Here is a 13667-nt window from a genome sequence, read left to right as displayed (position 1 = left end):
CACGAGAAAGGCAACCGGCGGCAGGGCCGTAACGCGCACCCCTTACCCTCGGAGGCCGAACCGCTCACCCACCTCCGTCACCGCCGGCCCCCACGTCGGCGGGTGCCCGCGGACACCACCGGCCCCACGGGTCCCCGGGCCGAACTGCACGGTCGTTCTTCGAAAGGAAATCGTCCCTTGAAGGGCTTCAAAGCCTTCCTGCTGCGTGGCAACGTCGTCGAGCTCGCTGTGGCGGTCGTCGTCGGCGCCGCGTTCAGCAAGATCGTCGACGCGTTCGTGAAGGGCCTGATCAATCCGGTGATCGGTGCCATCGGCACCAAGAACCTCGACGGCTACATCTTCTGCATCGAGACCCCCTGCGTCGCCGTGAACGGCGAGCTCAAGCAGGGCGTGGGCCTCCTGTGGGGCGCCGTCGCCGGCGCGGCGCTGACGTTCCTCATCACGGCCGCGGTCGTGTACTTCCTGCTGATCCTTCCGATGAACAAGCTCAACGAGCGGCGCAAGACGGGCAAGGAGGAGGCCGTAGCCGCCCCGACGGAGCTGGAGCTGCTGACCGAGATACGCGACCTGCTCGCCCGCCAGCAGCAGGGTTACGGCGGCGCTCCCGGCATCCCCTCGCCCTACGGCCACGGCGGCACCAACCGGACGCACCAGTAACGGCCGTCCGCCTCAGATGTGGTGCGGGGGCTTCTCGTCGAGGAAGCGCGCGAGATCTCCCGCACCGCCCTGGCCGGGGCGTTCGCCCCAGCCGGTGTCGGTGTCGTCGGACGACTGCCGGTCCATCGGGTCGTCGAAGACGAGCGCCGCCGCGGGGTCACGGGGCACTCGCGGGGCGGGGGCCTCGGCGGGCCCGGTGGCGGGGTCGGGGGTGCTGCTCATGCCGTCCAGGGTACGGGGGCTGTGCTCGGCGCCCGGCGGCGCAGGGACCCGGCCGCACGCACGCGGGCGACGCGCGACCGGGCCGTCCCGGGAAGGGGTCGAGCCCCGGCACAGGGGGGTGGCGCCGGGGCTCGAGTCTGTGGGTGGTGGCACGGGCGCCGGCAGCGGCGCCCGCCTGGGTCAGGCCGCCTCGATGGACAGCCCCGTCGCGCGCGCCATGCGCTTGAGGTCCGCCAGCGCGTGCTTCTCGATCTGCCGGATCCGCTCACGCGTCAGCCCGTGCTGCTTGCCGACCTCGGTCAGCGTGCGCTCGCGGCCGTCCACGATCCCGTACCGCGCCCGGATGATGGACGCCGTCCGGTCGTCGAGCCGGTCGATCAGGTCCTCCAGTTCCTCACGCCGCAGCATGACGAGTACGGAGTCCTCCGGCGAGGCCGCCGAGGTGTCCTCGACGAGATCGCCGAACTGGGTCTCGCCCTCGTCGTCCACCGACATGTTCAGGCTCACGGGGTCACGCGCCCAGTCCAGCACGTCGGAGATCCGCTCCGGGGTGGAGCCGAGCTCGGCCGCGATCTCCGCGGGCTCCGGGTCGCGCCCGTGCTCACGGTTGAACTCGCGCTGCACCCGGCGCACCCGCCCCAGCTCCTCCACCAGGTGGACGGGGAGCCGGATGGTGCGCGACTGGTCCGCGATGGACCGGGTGATCGCCTGACGGATCCACCACGTCGCGTACGTGGAGAACTTGAAGCCCTTGGTGTAGTCGAACTTCTCGACGGCGCGTACCAGGCCTGCGTTGCCCTCCTGGATCAGGTCGAGCAGGGGCAGGCCGCTGCGCGGATAGCGTCGCGCGACGGCGACGACCAGGCGCAGGTTGGACCGGATGAAGACGTCCTTGGCCCGCGCACCCGCGGCGGCTATCGCCTCCAGTTCCTCTCGGCCTGCGTCCGCTCCCTGACCCAGCTCCTCGTCCGCGAGGAGCTGCTCGGCGTAGACGCCGGCCTCGATCGCCCTGGAAAGCTCGACTTCCTGCGCGGCGTCGAGCAGCGGCGTGCGCGCGATCTCGTCGAGGTACATGCCGACGAGGTCACGGTCGGCCATCTCGCCGTGGCCTGCGCGAGCGCTGCTGTTCCCGCCTGCGGTGCTGCGGGCGACGGCACGGGTTGCCATGCGTGCTCCCTTGCGAAGGTTCGGTCGGGTGTCGGATCGAGTGAACTGCCCCTCCAGCAGCTTCACGCGTGCCTTTCGGCTGCCCACTCGAAAAGAGATAACGACTGGAATCCGGACACAATTCCCAAGCGCCGCCCCGTTTTTTACGATCTTGCAGTACCCTGTCGGGCCACAGCCGGAGGTGGATCATTGTCCGAGTCCGTCGAAGTGCAGGTCAGGCCGGGTGGGGAGGAGGACCTGCAGGCCCTCACCGACCTCTACAACCACTACGTCCGCGAGACTCCGATCACCTTCGACCTGGTGCCGTTGTCACCGGAACAGCGCCGCCCTTGGCTGCTCTCCCACCCGGAAGACGGACCGCACCGCCTTTTGGTTGCCCACGGGCCCGGACCGGACGGCTCGAACGGCCTGCTCGGATACGCCACGAGCAGCCCGTTCCGCCAGAAGGCCGCGTACTCCACCTCCGTGGAGACCTCCGTGTACTGCGCGCCGGAGGCCGCCGGCCGCGGCGTCGGCACCCTGCTCTACGCGGCGCTCTTCGAGGCGCTGCGGGGCGAGGACCTGCACCGCGCGTACGCCGGCATCGCGCAGCCCAACGAGGCGTCCGTCCGCTTGCACACCCGCTTCGGCTTCCGCCCGCTGGGCGTCTACCGCGAGGTCGGCCGGAAGTTCGGCCGCTACTGGGACGTCGCCTGGTACGAGAAGGACCTGACCTGACCCGGCGCGCTCAGCGCAGCCAGGGAAGGTCGCCCGCCGCGCCGTTCTGCGGCTGGAGCCCCTCGGCGACGATCCGGCAGATCTCGCCGAGCTGGCGCACCTGCTCCTCCGACAGCCGGTCGAAGATCGCCCCGCGCACCGCCTCCACATGGCCGGGAGCGGCCGCCTCGAGCGCGGCGAAGCCCTCGTCGGTGAGCACCGCGAGCTGGCCGCGCCGGTCGGAGGGGCAGTTCTCGCGGCGGACCCAGCCGTTCTCCTCCAGCCGGGATATGGCGTGGGAGAGCCGGCTGCGCGTAATCTTCGAGCGTTCCGCCAGCTCCGTCATGCGCATCCGGCGGTCCGGGGTCTCCGAGAGCCACACCAGCAGCGAGTAGTACGCGTGCGGCATCCGCGCGTCGCGCTGGAGCTGCCGGTCGAGCGCGTCCGAGACCAGCTGGGTGGACGCCATGTACGCGCGCCAGGCGCGCTGCTCCTCCTCGCTCAGCCAGCGGGGTTCGGGGGCACTCGTGGTCATCCCCCCACTCTACGAATTCGACCTTGAACTTTCAAGCAATCAGGGGTACCTTCCCCCTGCCAGCTTGAAACTTCAAGGAACGCAGGCGAGGGACCCGTATGACGACCACCCCGGACGCCCCGACCGCCCCGACCGCCCCCGATTCCCCGGGCACGGTCCCCGCCCCGCCGCGCGCGTCCGTCCGCACACGGGTCCGGATCCCGTTGCGCTTCCCCGACGGCTGGACGACCACCGCCGACGTCTTCACCTTCACCGGCCTCGTCGACGGCGAGGAGCACCTCGCACTCGGCCTCGGCGCCCACGAGGGCACGGCGTCCCCGCTGGTCCGACCGCACTCCGAGTGCCTGACGGGCGACGTCTTCGGCTCCGCCCGCTGCGACTGCGGCCCCCAGCTGCGCGAGGCCGTGCAGCGCATCGCCGAGACCGGCGGTTACCTGCTCTACCTGCGCCAGGAGGGCCGCGGCATCGGCCTGTACGCCAAGCTCGACGCCTACGCCCTGCAGGACGAGGGCCTGGACACCTACGCCGCCAACCGCGCCCTCGGCCGCCGCGACGACGAACGCGACTACACCGCCGCCGCCCAGATGCTCGGCGCCCTCGGCGTCGACGCCGTCCGCCTGCTCAGCAACAACCCCGACAAGGCCGCCCAGCTGACCGCGCTCGGCGTCACCATCACCGAGCAGGTGCCCACCGGGGTCCACCTGTCCGAGGACAACGTGCGCTACCTGCGCGCCAAGGCCGAGCACACCCACCACACCCTCGACCTCCCGGCCTGAGGAGGCCCCATGCGCATGCCCGCCCTCTACCTCTCGCACGGCGCCCCGCCGCTCGCCGACGACCCGGTGTGGCCCGGGGAACTGGCCGCCTGGTCCGCCGGGTTCCCGCGCCCCACGGCGATCCTGATGGTCTCCGCGCACTGGGAGGAGGCCCCGCTCGCGCTCGGCGCCACCACCACGGTCCCGCTCGTGTACGACTTCTGGGGCTTCCCCCGCCACTACTACGAGGTGCGGTACGCCGCCCCGGGCGCGCCCGCGCTGGCCGAGTCCGTGCGCAAACTGCTCCGCACCGCGGGGACGCCGGTCCAGGACATCCCCGACCGGGGCCTGGACCACGGGGCCTACGTCCCGCTCGTGGAGATGTACCCGGACGCCGGCATCCCCGTGCTGCAGGTCTCGATGCCCACCCTCGACCCGCAGCGGCTCATGGACATCGGGCGCAGGCTCGCCCCGCTGCGCGACGAGGGCGTGCTGATCGTCGGCAGCGGCTTCTTCACCCACAACCTCGCCGCTCTGCGCCACTCCGGCGGGGTGCCGGGCTGGTCGGCGGAGTTCGACGACTGGGGGCACCGCGCCCTGGACGCGCACGACGTGGACGCCCTGCTGGACTTCGAGCACAAGTCCCCCGCCGGGCGGCTCGCCCACCCACGGACCGAGCACTTCGCGCCGCTCTTCGTCACGATGGGCGCGGCCGAGGACGACCTCGGGGACCAGCGCAGCGTCATCGACGGCTTCTGGATGGGCCTGGCCAAGCGGTCCGTGCAGTTCGGCCGGTAGCCCCTCCGTAGCCGGCAGCGGTGACCGGCCGGTTGCCGGTAGTCTCCGCAACGCGACGGTGAAGGGCCCCGCCTCCTCGCATGAGGCGGGGCCCTTCACCGTGCTCGCCGTCCGGCGTGCCGTCGTCGTCGACTGTCCGTCAGTGGGCGATCACCGGGACGGCGACGTCCTCCGCGCCCTCGGCGTCCTTGGTGCCGGAGCTCGCCACCACACCGCCCCCACCACGGGTGGTGACGAAGGTGAAGGCGATGATCGCGGAGAGGGCCAGGATGCCGACCGCCCACCAGATCGCGGTGGAGTAGCCGTGCACGGCCGCGGCGTTGACGAAGCCCTGCTTGCCGAGCGTACGGGCCTCGGCACCGTGCGCGGCGACCCAGGCGGTGGTCGCGCTGGCCGCGATGGTGTTCAGCAGCGCCGTGCCGATGGCACCGCCGACCTGCTGCGAGGTGTTGACCATGGCGGAGGCGACACCCGCGTCACGCGGCTCGACCCCGTGCGTGGCCAGGCTCATGGCCGGCATGAAGGCCGTACCCATGCCGAGGCCGAGCAGGATCTCCGCCGGCAGGACCAGGCCCGCGTAGGAGGTGTCGACCGACAGCTGGGTCAGCAGCAGCATGCCGAGGCCCGCCACCAGGAAGCCCGGGGTCATCAGCAGGCGCGGGGCGACGCGGGTCATCAGGCGCGCGCCGATCTGCGTCGAGCCGGTGATCATGCCCGCGATCATCGGGAGGAAGGCGAAGCCGGTCTTCAGCGCGGAGTAGCCCTGGACGACCTGCAGGTAGTAGGTGAGGAAGAGGAACAGGCCGAACATCGCGATGATGGCCAGGCCCAGCGAGAGGTAGACGCCACCGCGGTTGCGGTCGGTCACCACGCGCAGCGGCAGCAGCGGGGCCTTCACGCGGGCCTCCACGGCCACGAACGCGACGAGCAGCACGACCGAGGCGACGAACAGGCCGATCGTGGTGCCCTCGCTCCAGCCGTGGGTCTCGGCCCGGGTGAAGCCGTAGACCAGGGAGACCAGGCCGGCGGTGGCCAGCACGACGCCGGGGATGTCCAGGCCGCTGCTGTTGCGGCTGCCGGCGGGCTCCTGGACGAAGCGCATGGCGCCGAAGGCCGCGACGGCGGCGAAGGGGATGTTGACGAAGAAGGTCCAGCGCCAGTCCAGGTACTCGGTGAGCACACCGCCGAGGATCAGACCGACGGCACCGCCACCACCGGCGATGGCGCCGTAGATGCCGAACGCCTTGGCGCGCTCCTTGGCCTCGGTGAACATCACCGCGAGGAGCGACAGCGCGGCCGGCGCGAGCAGCGCGCCGAAGGCACCCTGCAGCGCGCGGGCACCGAACAGGACCCCCTCGTTGGCCGCAGCGCCGCCGATCGCGGACGCGGCGGCGAAGCCGATCAGGCCGGTGACGAAGGTGCGGCGGCGGCCCCACAGGTCGGCGATGCGTCCGCCGAAGAGCAGCAGGCCACCGAAGACCAGCGCGTAGGCCGTGATGACCCACTGCTTGTTGGCGTCGGAGATGCCCAGGTCGGTCTGGGCGGAGGGCAGGGCGATGTTCACGATGGTGCCGTCGAGGACGACCATCAGCTGGGCTATCGCGATGAAGGCCAGCGCCTTCCAGCGCTGGGCGTGTGCCGTGTCAGGCATGGGTGGACTCACTAACGGTACGAAGAGATGACGACATTGAAGACGAAGAGGACATACGGTACGTAAAGGAAATGTTGTGGGCGAGTGAATTACGCGGGGGCGCCCGTTCGGCAGGCGGAGCTCAGCGACATTGCCGAAGGTCCTCGAATGTGGCGGAGCTACCCGGGAGTTCGGAGCGCGCCGGCGCCTCCAGGCCGTCCACGAACAGCTGCAGATGACGGCGGATGAAGCGCTCCATGCTGCCGCAGTGCTTGCCGGGCAGCGGCCGCGTCAGCTGGCTGACGGCCACCATCACGTCGCCGACGTCGATGTCGGTACGGAGCCGGCCGGACCGCCGCCCGGCGGCCATCAGCTCCTCGATCGCGTGCTGCAAGCGTACGCGGCCCTCCGTGAGCCGCGGGTCCCCCTCGCCGAATCCTGTGGAGAGCATCGGGCACAGCGCGCCCACGCGCTCGTCGGCCGCCTCGTGCACGAAGCGGCGCAGCGCGTCGAAGGCGTCGGCCTCCTCGGCCAGCGCCTCCTCGGCCCGCTGGGTGAGCCGGTCCATCACCGACAGGGTCACCTGGAACGCGAGTTCCCGGCGGTCGGCGAAGTGCCGGTAGACGGTGGCGTTGCCCACGCCGGCCCGCTTGGCGATCTCGTCGAGCGGCGCGTCGACACCGTGCTCGAGGAGCGCCTCACGGGCGGCGACGATGATCCGCTCGCGGTTGCGCGTGGCGTCCGCGCGGAGCTTCACGGAGGCGGCTACTGCCATGACGGGCACTCCTCTCTGTCCTTCGGTGGTTCCGGTTCCGGGGAGCGAGTCCCCGCTTGTGCGACGTAGGTGTAAACGGGGAGCAGTTCCCCGGATATTTCGGCGCCGCTTGTGAGCTGAGTCACAATCAACGCGAGCCGGTAAGACGCCGCTTGGGAGGGGCCTCCGTACCGGCCCCCGCGCGCATGCGAAGGGCCCCGGACGCCAATGCGCGCCCGGGGCCCTTCCGCACTTCCGTGGCCGGTTACTCCACGACGAGCTCGACCGGGATGTTGCCCCGGGTCGCCTTGGAGTACGGGCACACCTGGTGCGCCTGCTCGATCAGCGCGCGGCCGGCCTCGTTCTCCAGCTCCGAGGGCAGCTCGGCGCGGAGCACGACCGCCAGGCCGAAGCTCGTGTCGTCCTTGCCGATGGTCACCTCGGCGGTCACGGAGATCTCGCTGGTGTCCACCTTCGCCTGCCGCCCGACCAGGGCGAGGGCGCTGGCGAAGCACGCGGCGTAACCGGCCGCGAAGAGCTGTTCGGGGTTGGTGCCCTGACCGTTGCCGCCGAGCGCCGGCGGCATGGCGAGCGCGAGGTCGAGCTGACCGTCGGAGCTGACGGCACGCCCGTCGCGGCCGTTGGCGGTGGCGACGGCGGTGTAGAGCGGGTCCATGGAACGTCCTCTTTCGATCGGTTGCGATCTCGTTGACGACAAGTAGAGCACACAACTGAGTTGCACACAACTAAAACGTGGACGGTAGAGCTACTCTGTATCCATGACCGCCACCGCGCCCGCCCGTGCCGGGGACCACCTCCGGCTCGAGAACCAGATCTGCTTCTCCCTGCACGCCGCCTCGCGCGCCTTCGGCGGCGTCTACCGCGTCGTGCTCAAGGACCTCGGCCTCACCTACCCGCAGTACCTGGTGATGCTCGTGCTCTGGGAGCACGGCGCCCTGCCGGTCAAGAAGATCGGCAAGCACCTGCGGCTGGACTCGGGCACCCTCTCCCCGCTCCTCAAGCGCCTCGAGGGCACGGGCCTCGTACGCCGCGAGCGCTCCGCCGACGACGAGCGCTCCGTCACGGTCCACCTCACCGACGCGGGCACGGCCCTGCACGAGAAGGCCCTCCAGGTCCCGCGCCGCATCTCCGCGGCCACCGGCCTCGGCCTGGACGAGATCAACGACCTGCGCACCCGGGTCGACCGCCTCACCGCGGCCCTCACCGCGGCCGACCTCGCCGACGGCCCGCCCTGTGCCTGACACCCCTCACCCCGGCGCCACACCCCCGGGGCCCGGAGCAATCGCCGGCACACCCCAGACCCGCATCCGCTAGGCTGTCCCACGCTTCCGCCTCAGTAGCTCAGGGGATAGAGCACCGCTCTCCTAAAGCGGGTGTCGCAGGTTCGAATCCTGCCTGGGGCACAAGGTGAAGGGCCAGTTCAGGGGCTTGATGTCCTCGAACTGGCCCTTTCTCGTGATCACGGCCGTGCCACATCCGTGCCACAAGGCCCGCTAGGCAATCGACGCCCCCGGCGCCAGTTCGAGTCCGGCAGCGTGCAGGAAGTCGGAGAGGCTGATCATGCCGTCGTCCGTGTCGTCGTCCCACTGGACCAGGAGCTCCGAGCGGCCTTCGTTCCAGGATTCAGCGGTCCAGGTGTCGGTGTCAGGTCCGGGATGCCGCTCGACGCTTCCCTCACCGTGGCGGTAGTGCAAGTACAGGTAGTGGCCGCCGACAGTCCAGGCGTCCCACTGTGACGGGTATCCGTGACACGTCTGTACGACCCGCGCCAGCAATCGTTCCGCTTCTCCGGTCATTCGGCGATGTTCGTCCTGTGCCCGCGCGCTCAGCAAGGCATTTGCGGCCGTTGGCAGCCTTTCGCAACGGGGTACCCAAGCGCCTAAGCCTCACCGCCGCGCGCCCTACGGATCATCGACCCGAGCCGATCGGCGATCTCCCGATCACGACCGTTGACCATGTGCTGATAGATCAGCGCCGCACGCGGCGTGCTGTGACCCATCCTGGTCATCAGCTCACGCAGGCTCGCCCCAGATGCGGCGAGGGAGTTCCCCGTGTGCCGGAGATCGTGGAAGTGCACGTCTGCCGTGATGCCGTTCGCGCGCGGATCCAGTCGTCCCGGAAGTTGCTCCGCCGCAGCTGCCCGCCCCGGGGGCCGAGGAAGACGTGACCGTCCCGGCCGGGCCCGGCGTATGTGTCGAGGTGCCGCTGAACGTCCGGCAGGAGTTCGCTGGGGAAGGCCACCGGCCGGATACCAGCATCGGACTTCGGCGCCTTGTCGAAGAGGGCCTCGGTCTGCATCTCTGCTTGCGAGCGCCGGACCATGAGCACCGTGTTGCCCGTGTCCACGTCCCGCCGGCGGAGGGACGCCAGCTCCCCGAAGCGCAGCCCGGTGAAGGCAGCCAGGAGGATCGGCAGCCGGTACCGCGGGCCCATCGCGTCAGACACGGCGTAGACCTCCGCCACGGTGAGGATCGGCCGCTCCGGGACGTCGTACCGGTCAGCGCCCTTGACCCGGCACGGGTTGCGCCGGATCAGTTCGTCGTCCAAGGCCGTGTTCAGGATTGCCCGTAAGACCTGGTAGGCCTTGACCACGGTCGGCTCACCGGTGCGTGTCAGGCACACCGTCCGCCAGGCCCGCACCTGAGCTGTCGTGATCGAGGCCAACGCCCGGTCACTGAAGGTGGGGAGCAGGTGCAGCCGGACCACCGATTCGTGGCGCTCGCGCGTACGAGCAGCCATCTTCCTGTCGTTCAGGCAGGGGCAAGCCTGCCCGAGTTGCCAGCAAGCGTACGGCCCCCTGATCATGCTCGACCCCAGCCCGGGCAGGCCACCGGCCAAACCCACTCCACCGACCTACGCGGCGTCGTCCGCAGGCGCGGCCGGGGCTGGCCCCGAATCAAGGTGCCCACAGGACGCCGCCGTGGCACGATGCCTTCTCCTACGAATGGCCGGGAATAGACGTGATCGAAGAGGAAGCGCTGCGACAACTACGACGGGTGGCCCAGGAACGGGCGCTCGGCCGTCACATCGGCTCCGACCGTCTGATTCAGGCCGGGCTTGATGCACTGATGGCCGGTGTCGATACACCGTCGGTAGCGCTCCTGGCAGGGCTTGGACGGTACGAGGAGCCCGAAGCGCCGGGTCTGTTCGATCAGGTTCTGGAGGAGCTCGGTCTGCACTTCGAGTCTCCCGTAGACCCGACTGCCGCCTCCTGGGCTCGGATCCACTGGCTGGCAGAGCAGATTGTCGACGGCACAGTTGACCCCGCCACCGGTGCCGATCGGATCTGGCTGGAGATGCTGACCGAGCTCCACATGTCTTGGCCCTATCCCGGGGAACTGAGTCGGATCGCTGTGTGCGCGAGCAATCTGGAGGACTGGAACGAGACCTGGGATATTTCGCTGGAGGACTTGATAGCACGGACCTTCCAAGCAGCCCAGTATTTCCTGCACATCCGACCATCGGTGGCCGGAAACTCGCCCCGAATGATCGACGCAGCCGGTCCGAATCGAGAGTAGGGGCCGTCGCCGGGCCGTCTGAGGTGAACCGGCGTTGACAAGCGTTGACAACCGACCACCACGTTGGCGCAGGTCAGGAACACCCCGCGAGAGAAGGTCCCAGGTCAGAGACTGGCCGCACCACTTCCAGAAGAACTGACCGTTGCCGGGAGGAGATGAACGGCCATGAGAGACGTGACGCTGACCGGAAGACGCTTTGCCGTAACTCGATTCACCAACATCATCGATGACTGCTGGACAATGGAGTATGCGGAGCTGGGTGGCGATCTAGAGATTGCTGTATCGCGCTCATTCGAAGCACCTGATGACCAACTAGAGGTATGGACGTCCGCAGACCTGTCTCCCGCCCTCACGGCAGCTGCACTTGAGGACGCACGATCCTGGCTCTCTGATTCCAACTGACTGCCGCCAGTTTGGCGGGAAGCCCAGCTCACAGCCTGCTCAGGTTGCACCGTTACCGTAAACCGGCGCTGTACAGCAGCGAAGTACAGCAACCACCGCGCCCGCGACCGACCACCACCGACCCCAGACGACCGGCCAGCGTGCCCGGCAGACCTCAGCGACCATGGTGCCCATAGTTCGCATCGAGAGGATCAGTCCCTCATTCGTGCTCCGTTGGCTCGACTACGTCATTGAGACTCCGCCGGCCCCGCGGTGGATGGTGCAGCAGCGGAGGACCAAGGCCGACCATTGGTCAGCGGTCAGCGGTCAGCGGTCAGCGGTCAGCGGTCAGCGCAGTCGTAGGAGCCGTCCGCCTGTCGCGCGATGGAATTGTGATCCCAACATTTCAACATCGGTGCAAGCGTGTACGCCCTATAGCAGGCCGCGACGAGCAGGAGACCGCACACCACGCCAACGAATGGCCGCACGCGCCGAGACGCCCACAAGGTGGCTGCTAGCGCCCCGAGGAGCGCGGCAACGCTGAGGGCCAGCGCAAACACCGCAAAGCTGCTGAGGTTGTCCCGCCACCCCGCGAATGCGTCTGGAGAGTCAATCTCCACCGTGGCTGCGAAACTGAACAGGAGCAGCAGTCCGCCCAGCGGTATCAACCCCACGATCAGGCCCACGGGCACACAGCCTCTCGCGACGCCTTCCCGCTCCGAGGGTGCCGGGGTGCCAGCCATGTTCATACCTACCCTTCGACGCTTCCCGCAGTGACTCTCCCGGGCTACACAAGGGAGGTCAACGAATCCAAGAGCGTCGTGCCACAACCGTGCCAGAACGGGCGGGGACTCACGGGGAATCGGAGTGCGCAGGGGCGCGTGCCACCGGACTCTGCCCAGGGTAGGGAATCCGCAGGTCACACCAGAGATGGCCCAACCTCGCTCCTAAAGCGGTTGTCTGGAATCATCGGCCGCGTGGACGAGTATGCGTGGCCTGAGGAACGTTAGAGCAGTGGGCACAACGCGTACGGGACTCATGGCTTGCCACCGTCGCGGCGCTTCCAACCGGCACCGTCATCGGGCATGCGAGCCACAACCATCAAGTCAGACTGAGACTGCACGAACGGGCATCCCCGAACGATGGCTCGGCATAACTGCTTCTGGCATCCAACGTCGACATCAACGACGGCAGACAACTGCAAGACTCGGCATTCAAGGGCGGGCGCCTCACTGCCGGTGTAACAGCGCTCACCCGGGCGCAGCCGGTCCGAGATCGAACTTACAAGGCAGTACTCAGTGACAGAGCGGGCGGCGACTGTCTCCCGACGTGACGCTGACGGTTCGTGTGGGTGGGTGAAAGCCGGGTTCGACGCCGGCGGGATCGCTTGCGTCTGTCTGACCATGGTGAGATCGTCTCGCGCGCACGCCGAAGGCGGGGTGCTGTGATGGGGGAGACGTCAATGGTCTGCACGGTGACGGTCCGGGTCCGGACCGTTGGGTATTTGCTCTTGTGCGCTGTCCTGCTCACCGCAGGCGATGCCGTCCCCATGAGGGCGGCTGAAGGCAGGGTTTCCCCGAACGCCTCAGCAAACGGCATGTCCCCGCAGGCCCGGGCCTATGTCGACCACGCGCTGAGTCTGTTGCAGCAGTACTCCATTGCCCGCGAGCACACCGACTGGGCCGATCTGCGGCAGTGGACCTATTCGCTCGCCCAGGGCGCGCAGACCGCCGCCTACACTCATCGTGCCATCGACGACGCGGCGCGGTACCTCAACAAGCACAGCGAGTTGGATCCTCCGGAGATGGTGAGTGCGAGTCAGGCGGTCCCGGCGGCCAAGGTGCCCATTCCGACGGGCCGCGTCGTATCGGGCCGGGTGGGACTTGTCGTCCTGCCCGAGAGGTTTTTCGGACGGTCCACGGCGGACCGGCGGTACGTCCAGGCCGCCCGTGCCGCCGTGCGGAGGCTGGACCGCGCCGGTGTCCGCGGCTGGATCGTCGACCTGCGCGGAAACCGCGGCGGAAGCATGGACCCCATGATTGCCGCCGTGGCACCTCTATTCGGTGACGGGCGGCTCGGCCAATTTGTTGCCCCGAACGGCGATGCGTACCACTCCTGGGCCATCCGCGGCGGGCAGTTCCACCGCGAGTTTCCCGGGAGCAGCCAGGCAGAGACCTTCGGGACCTCCCCTTACGAGCTGAGCCGTCCCGTACCGCCCGTGGCTGTACTGACCGACGACGCGACGGCAAGCGCGGGTGAGGCCACCGCAATCTCCTTCCGTGGACGCCCGCACACCCGGTCCTTCGGCTCCCCCACCGCCGGAGTGCCCTCGGGCAACATCACGTTCACGCTGAGCGACGGCGCCCAGCTGGTCATCACCAGCGTCGCCGAGGCCGACCGTACCGGTCACCGTTACGACCCGGACGCTCCGCTGGCGCCGGACCAGCTGACCCAGCCAGAGGAGACTGAAGCCGCAGCAACAGCGTGGCTTCAGCAGCAGCCCCCATGTGCCTCACCTGACGGCAGAAGATGA

At 69.1% G+C, this 13667-nt stretch carries 16 protein-coding genes, 1 tRNA gene and 1 pseudogene; 9 read left to right on the top strand and 9 right to left on the bottom strand.

Going from position 1 to position 13667, the window contains the following annotated elements; genetic code table 11:
- The first annotated feature begins 177 nt into the window (after nt 1-177).
- On the top strand, nt 178-657 hold the full coding sequence (gene mscL / locus ACZ7MY_RS06490) for a large conductance mechanosensitive channel protein MscL (RefSeq protein WP_499600070.1): 480 nt from the start codon (nt 178-180) through the stop codon (nt 655-657).
- A 12-nt stretch (nt 658-669) separates the two neighbouring features.
- Here the strand turns inward: mscL and ACZ7MY_RS06485 are convergent, their stop codons facing one another.
- On the bottom strand, nt 670-879 hold the full coding sequence (locus ACZ7MY_RS06485; protein WP_499600068.1) for a hypothetical protein: 210 nt from the start codon (nt 877-879) through the stop codon (nt 670-672).
- 180 nt (nt 880-1059) lie between these two features.
- Nucleotides 1060-2046, bottom strand: a complete 987-nt coding sequence (locus ACZ7MY_RS06480; RefSeq protein ID WP_499600067.1) for a sigma-70 family RNA polymerase sigma factor — start codon at nt 2044-2046, stop codon at nt 1060-1062.
- Between the two features lie 189 nt (nt 2047-2235).
- Between ACZ7MY_RS06480 and ACZ7MY_RS06475 the strand changes: the two genes are divergently transcribed.
- Entirely contained in the window at nt 2236-2763 is a 528-nt protein-coding gene (locus ACZ7MY_RS06475) for a GNAT family N-acetyltransferase (RefSeq protein WP_499600065.1), read from the top strand.
- Between the two features lie 10 nt (nt 2764-2773).
- Here the strand turns inward: ACZ7MY_RS06475 and ACZ7MY_RS06470 are convergent, their stop codons facing one another.
- Nucleotides 2774-3277: a MarR family winged helix-turn-helix transcriptional regulator gene (locus ACZ7MY_RS06470; protein WP_499600063.1), complete on the bottom strand. Its 504-nt coding sequence runs from the start codon at nt 3275-3277 to the stop codon at nt 2774-2776.
- 98 nt (nt 3278-3375) lie between these two features.
- Between ACZ7MY_RS06470 and ACZ7MY_RS06465 the strand changes: the two genes are divergently transcribed.
- A complete protein-coding gene (locus tag ACZ7MY_RS06465; RefSeq protein ID WP_499600061.1) occupies nt 3376-4053 on the top strand; it encodes a GTP cyclohydrolase II in 678 nt (225 codons plus the stop codon).
- A 15-nt stretch (nt 4054-4068) separates the two neighbouring features.
- Complete coding sequence (locus ACZ7MY_RS06460; RefSeq protein WP_499600281.1) at nt 4069-4830, top strand: dioxygenase family protein; 762 nt, start codon at nt 4069-4071, stop codon at nt 4828-4830.
- A gap of 139 nt (nt 4831-4969) precedes the next feature.
- On the opposite strand, the gene ACZ7MY_RS06455 is transcribed toward ACZ7MY_RS06460, so the two are convergent.
- The 3 genes from ACZ7MY_RS06455 to ACZ7MY_RS06445 all read right to left on the bottom strand — a co-directional run bounded on the left by ACZ7MY_RS06455 (nt 4970) and on the right by ACZ7MY_RS06445 (nt 7890).
- A complete protein-coding gene (locus ACZ7MY_RS06455; protein WP_499600060.1) occupies nt 4970-6481 on the bottom strand; it encodes an MFS transporter in 1512 nt (503 codons plus the stop codon).
- A 121-nt stretch (nt 6482-6602) separates the two neighbouring features.
- The gene (locus ACZ7MY_RS06450) at nt 6603-7235 is read right to left on the bottom strand and encodes a TetR/AcrR family transcriptional regulator (protein ID WP_499600059.1); all 633 of its coding nucleotides are present in this window, start codon (nt 7233-7235) and stop codon (nt 6603-6605) included.
- Between the two features lie 244 nt (nt 7236-7479).
- Nucleotides 7480-7890, bottom strand: coding sequence for an organic hydroperoxide resistance protein (locus tag ACZ7MY_RS06445; protein WP_018559912.1), 411 nt, complete (start codon nt 7888-7890; stop codon nt 7480-7482).
- Between the two features lie 103 nt (nt 7891-7993).
- Between ACZ7MY_RS06445 and ACZ7MY_RS06440 the strand changes: the two genes are divergently transcribed.
- Complete coding sequence (locus ACZ7MY_RS06440) at nt 7994-8476, top strand: MarR family winged helix-turn-helix transcriptional regulator (protein WP_499600057.1); 483 nt, start codon at nt 7994-7996, stop codon at nt 8474-8476.
- An 89-nt stretch (nt 8477-8565) separates the two neighbouring features.
- Nucleotides 8566-8638, top strand: a tRNA-Arg gene (locus tag ACZ7MY_RS06435).
- Nucleotides 8639-8728: 90 nt separating this feature from the next.
- Here the strand turns inward: ACZ7MY_RS06435 and ACZ7MY_RS06430 are convergent.
- On the bottom strand, nt 8729-9031 hold the full coding sequence (locus tag ACZ7MY_RS06430) for a hypothetical protein (RefSeq protein WP_499600055.1): 303 nt from the start codon (nt 9029-9031) through the stop codon (nt 8729-8731).
- 83 nt (nt 9032-9114) lie between these two features.
- Nucleotides 9115-9989: pseudogene (locus ACZ7MY_RS06425) on the bottom strand (tyrosine-type recombinase/integrase); the annotation flags it as partial.
- Nucleotides 9990-10195: 206 nt separating this feature from the next.
- Here ACZ7MY_RS06425 and ACZ7MY_RS06420 point away from each other — a divergent pair.
- Nucleotides 10196-10753 (top strand): hypothetical protein, encoded by a 558-nt coding sequence (locus ACZ7MY_RS06420; protein ID WP_499600053.1) that lies wholly within the window; start codon nt 10196-10198, stop codon nt 10751-10753.
- 165 nt (nt 10754-10918) lie between these two features.
- Nucleotides 10919-11155 carry a hypothetical protein gene (locus ACZ7MY_RS06415; RefSeq protein WP_499600051.1) on the top strand — a complete coding sequence of 79 codons (237 nt, stop codon included), beginning with the start codon at nt 10919-10921 and terminating at the stop codon, nt 11153-11155.
- 320 nt (nt 11156-11475) lie between these two features.
- Here the strand turns inward: ACZ7MY_RS06415 and ACZ7MY_RS06410 are convergent, their stop codons facing one another.
- On the bottom strand, nt 11476-11820 hold the full coding sequence (locus ACZ7MY_RS06410) for a hypothetical protein (protein ID WP_499600049.1): 345 nt from the start codon (nt 11818-11820) through the stop codon (nt 11476-11478).
- Nucleotides 11821-12731: 911 nt separating this feature from the next.
- Between ACZ7MY_RS06410 and ACZ7MY_RS06405 the strand changes: the two genes are divergently transcribed.
- Nucleotides 12732-13667, top strand: coding sequence for a S41 family peptidase (locus ACZ7MY_RS06405; RefSeq protein ID WP_499600048.1), 936 nt, complete (start codon nt 12732-12734; stop codon nt 13665-13667).

Source organism: Streptomyces sp. NPDC111520 (genome assembly GCF_055635295.1).
Note: the sequence above shows the minus strand (reverse complement) of the source record. Positions and strands in the feature narration are given on the sequence as shown.

What these genes read in the sequence shown, in the direction of transcription:
- ACZ7MY_RS06485 (WP_499600068.1), bottom strand. Translation starts at nt 879, where the DNA reads ATGAGCAGCACCCCCGACCCCGCCACCGGGCCCGCCGAGGCCCCCGCC.
- ACZ7MY_RS06480 (WP_499600067.1), bottom strand. Translation starts at nt 2,046, where the DNA reads ATGGCAACCCGTGCCGTCGCCCGCAGCACCGCAGGCGGGAACAGCAGC.
- ACZ7MY_RS06470 (WP_499600063.1), bottom strand. Translation starts at nt 3,277, where the DNA reads ATGACCACGAGTGCCCCCGAACCCCGCTGGCTGAGCGAGGAGGAGCAG.
- ACZ7MY_RS06465 (WP_499600061.1), top strand. Translation starts at nt 3,376, where the DNA reads ATGACGACCACCCCGGACGCCCCGACCGCCCCGACCGCCCCCGATTCC.
- ACZ7MY_RS06460 (WP_499600281.1), top strand. Translation starts at nt 4,069, where the DNA reads ATGCCCGCCCTCTACCTCTCGCACGGCGCCCCGCCGCTCGCCGACGAC.
- ACZ7MY_RS06455 (WP_499600060.1), bottom strand. Translation starts at nt 6,481, where the DNA reads ATGCCTGACACGGCACACGCCCAGCGCTGGAAGGCGCTGGCCTTCATC.
- ACZ7MY_RS06450 (WP_499600059.1), bottom strand. Translation starts at nt 7,235, where the DNA reads ATGGCAGTAGCCGCCTCCGTGAAGCTCCGCGCGGACGCCACGCGCAAC.
- ACZ7MY_RS06445 (WP_018559912.1), bottom strand. Translation starts at nt 7,890, where the DNA reads ATGGACCCGCTCTACACCGCCGTCGCCACCGCCAACGGCCGCGACGGG.
- ACZ7MY_RS06440 (WP_499600057.1), top strand. Translation starts at nt 7,994, where the DNA reads ATGACCGCCACCGCGCCCGCCCGTGCCGGGGACCACCTCCGGCTCGAG.
- ACZ7MY_RS06430 (WP_499600055.1), bottom strand. Translation starts at nt 9,031, where the DNA reads ATGACCGGAGAAGCGGAACGATTGCTGGCGCGGGTCGTACAGACGTGT.
- ACZ7MY_RS06415 (WP_499600051.1), top strand. Translation starts at nt 10,919, where the DNA reads ATGAGAGACGTGACGCTGACCGGAAGACGCTTTGCCGTAACTCGATTC.
- ACZ7MY_RS06405 (WP_499600048.1), top strand. Translation starts at nt 12,732, where the DNA reads ATGTCCCCGCAGGCCCGGGCCTATGTCGACCACGCGCTGAGTCTGTTG.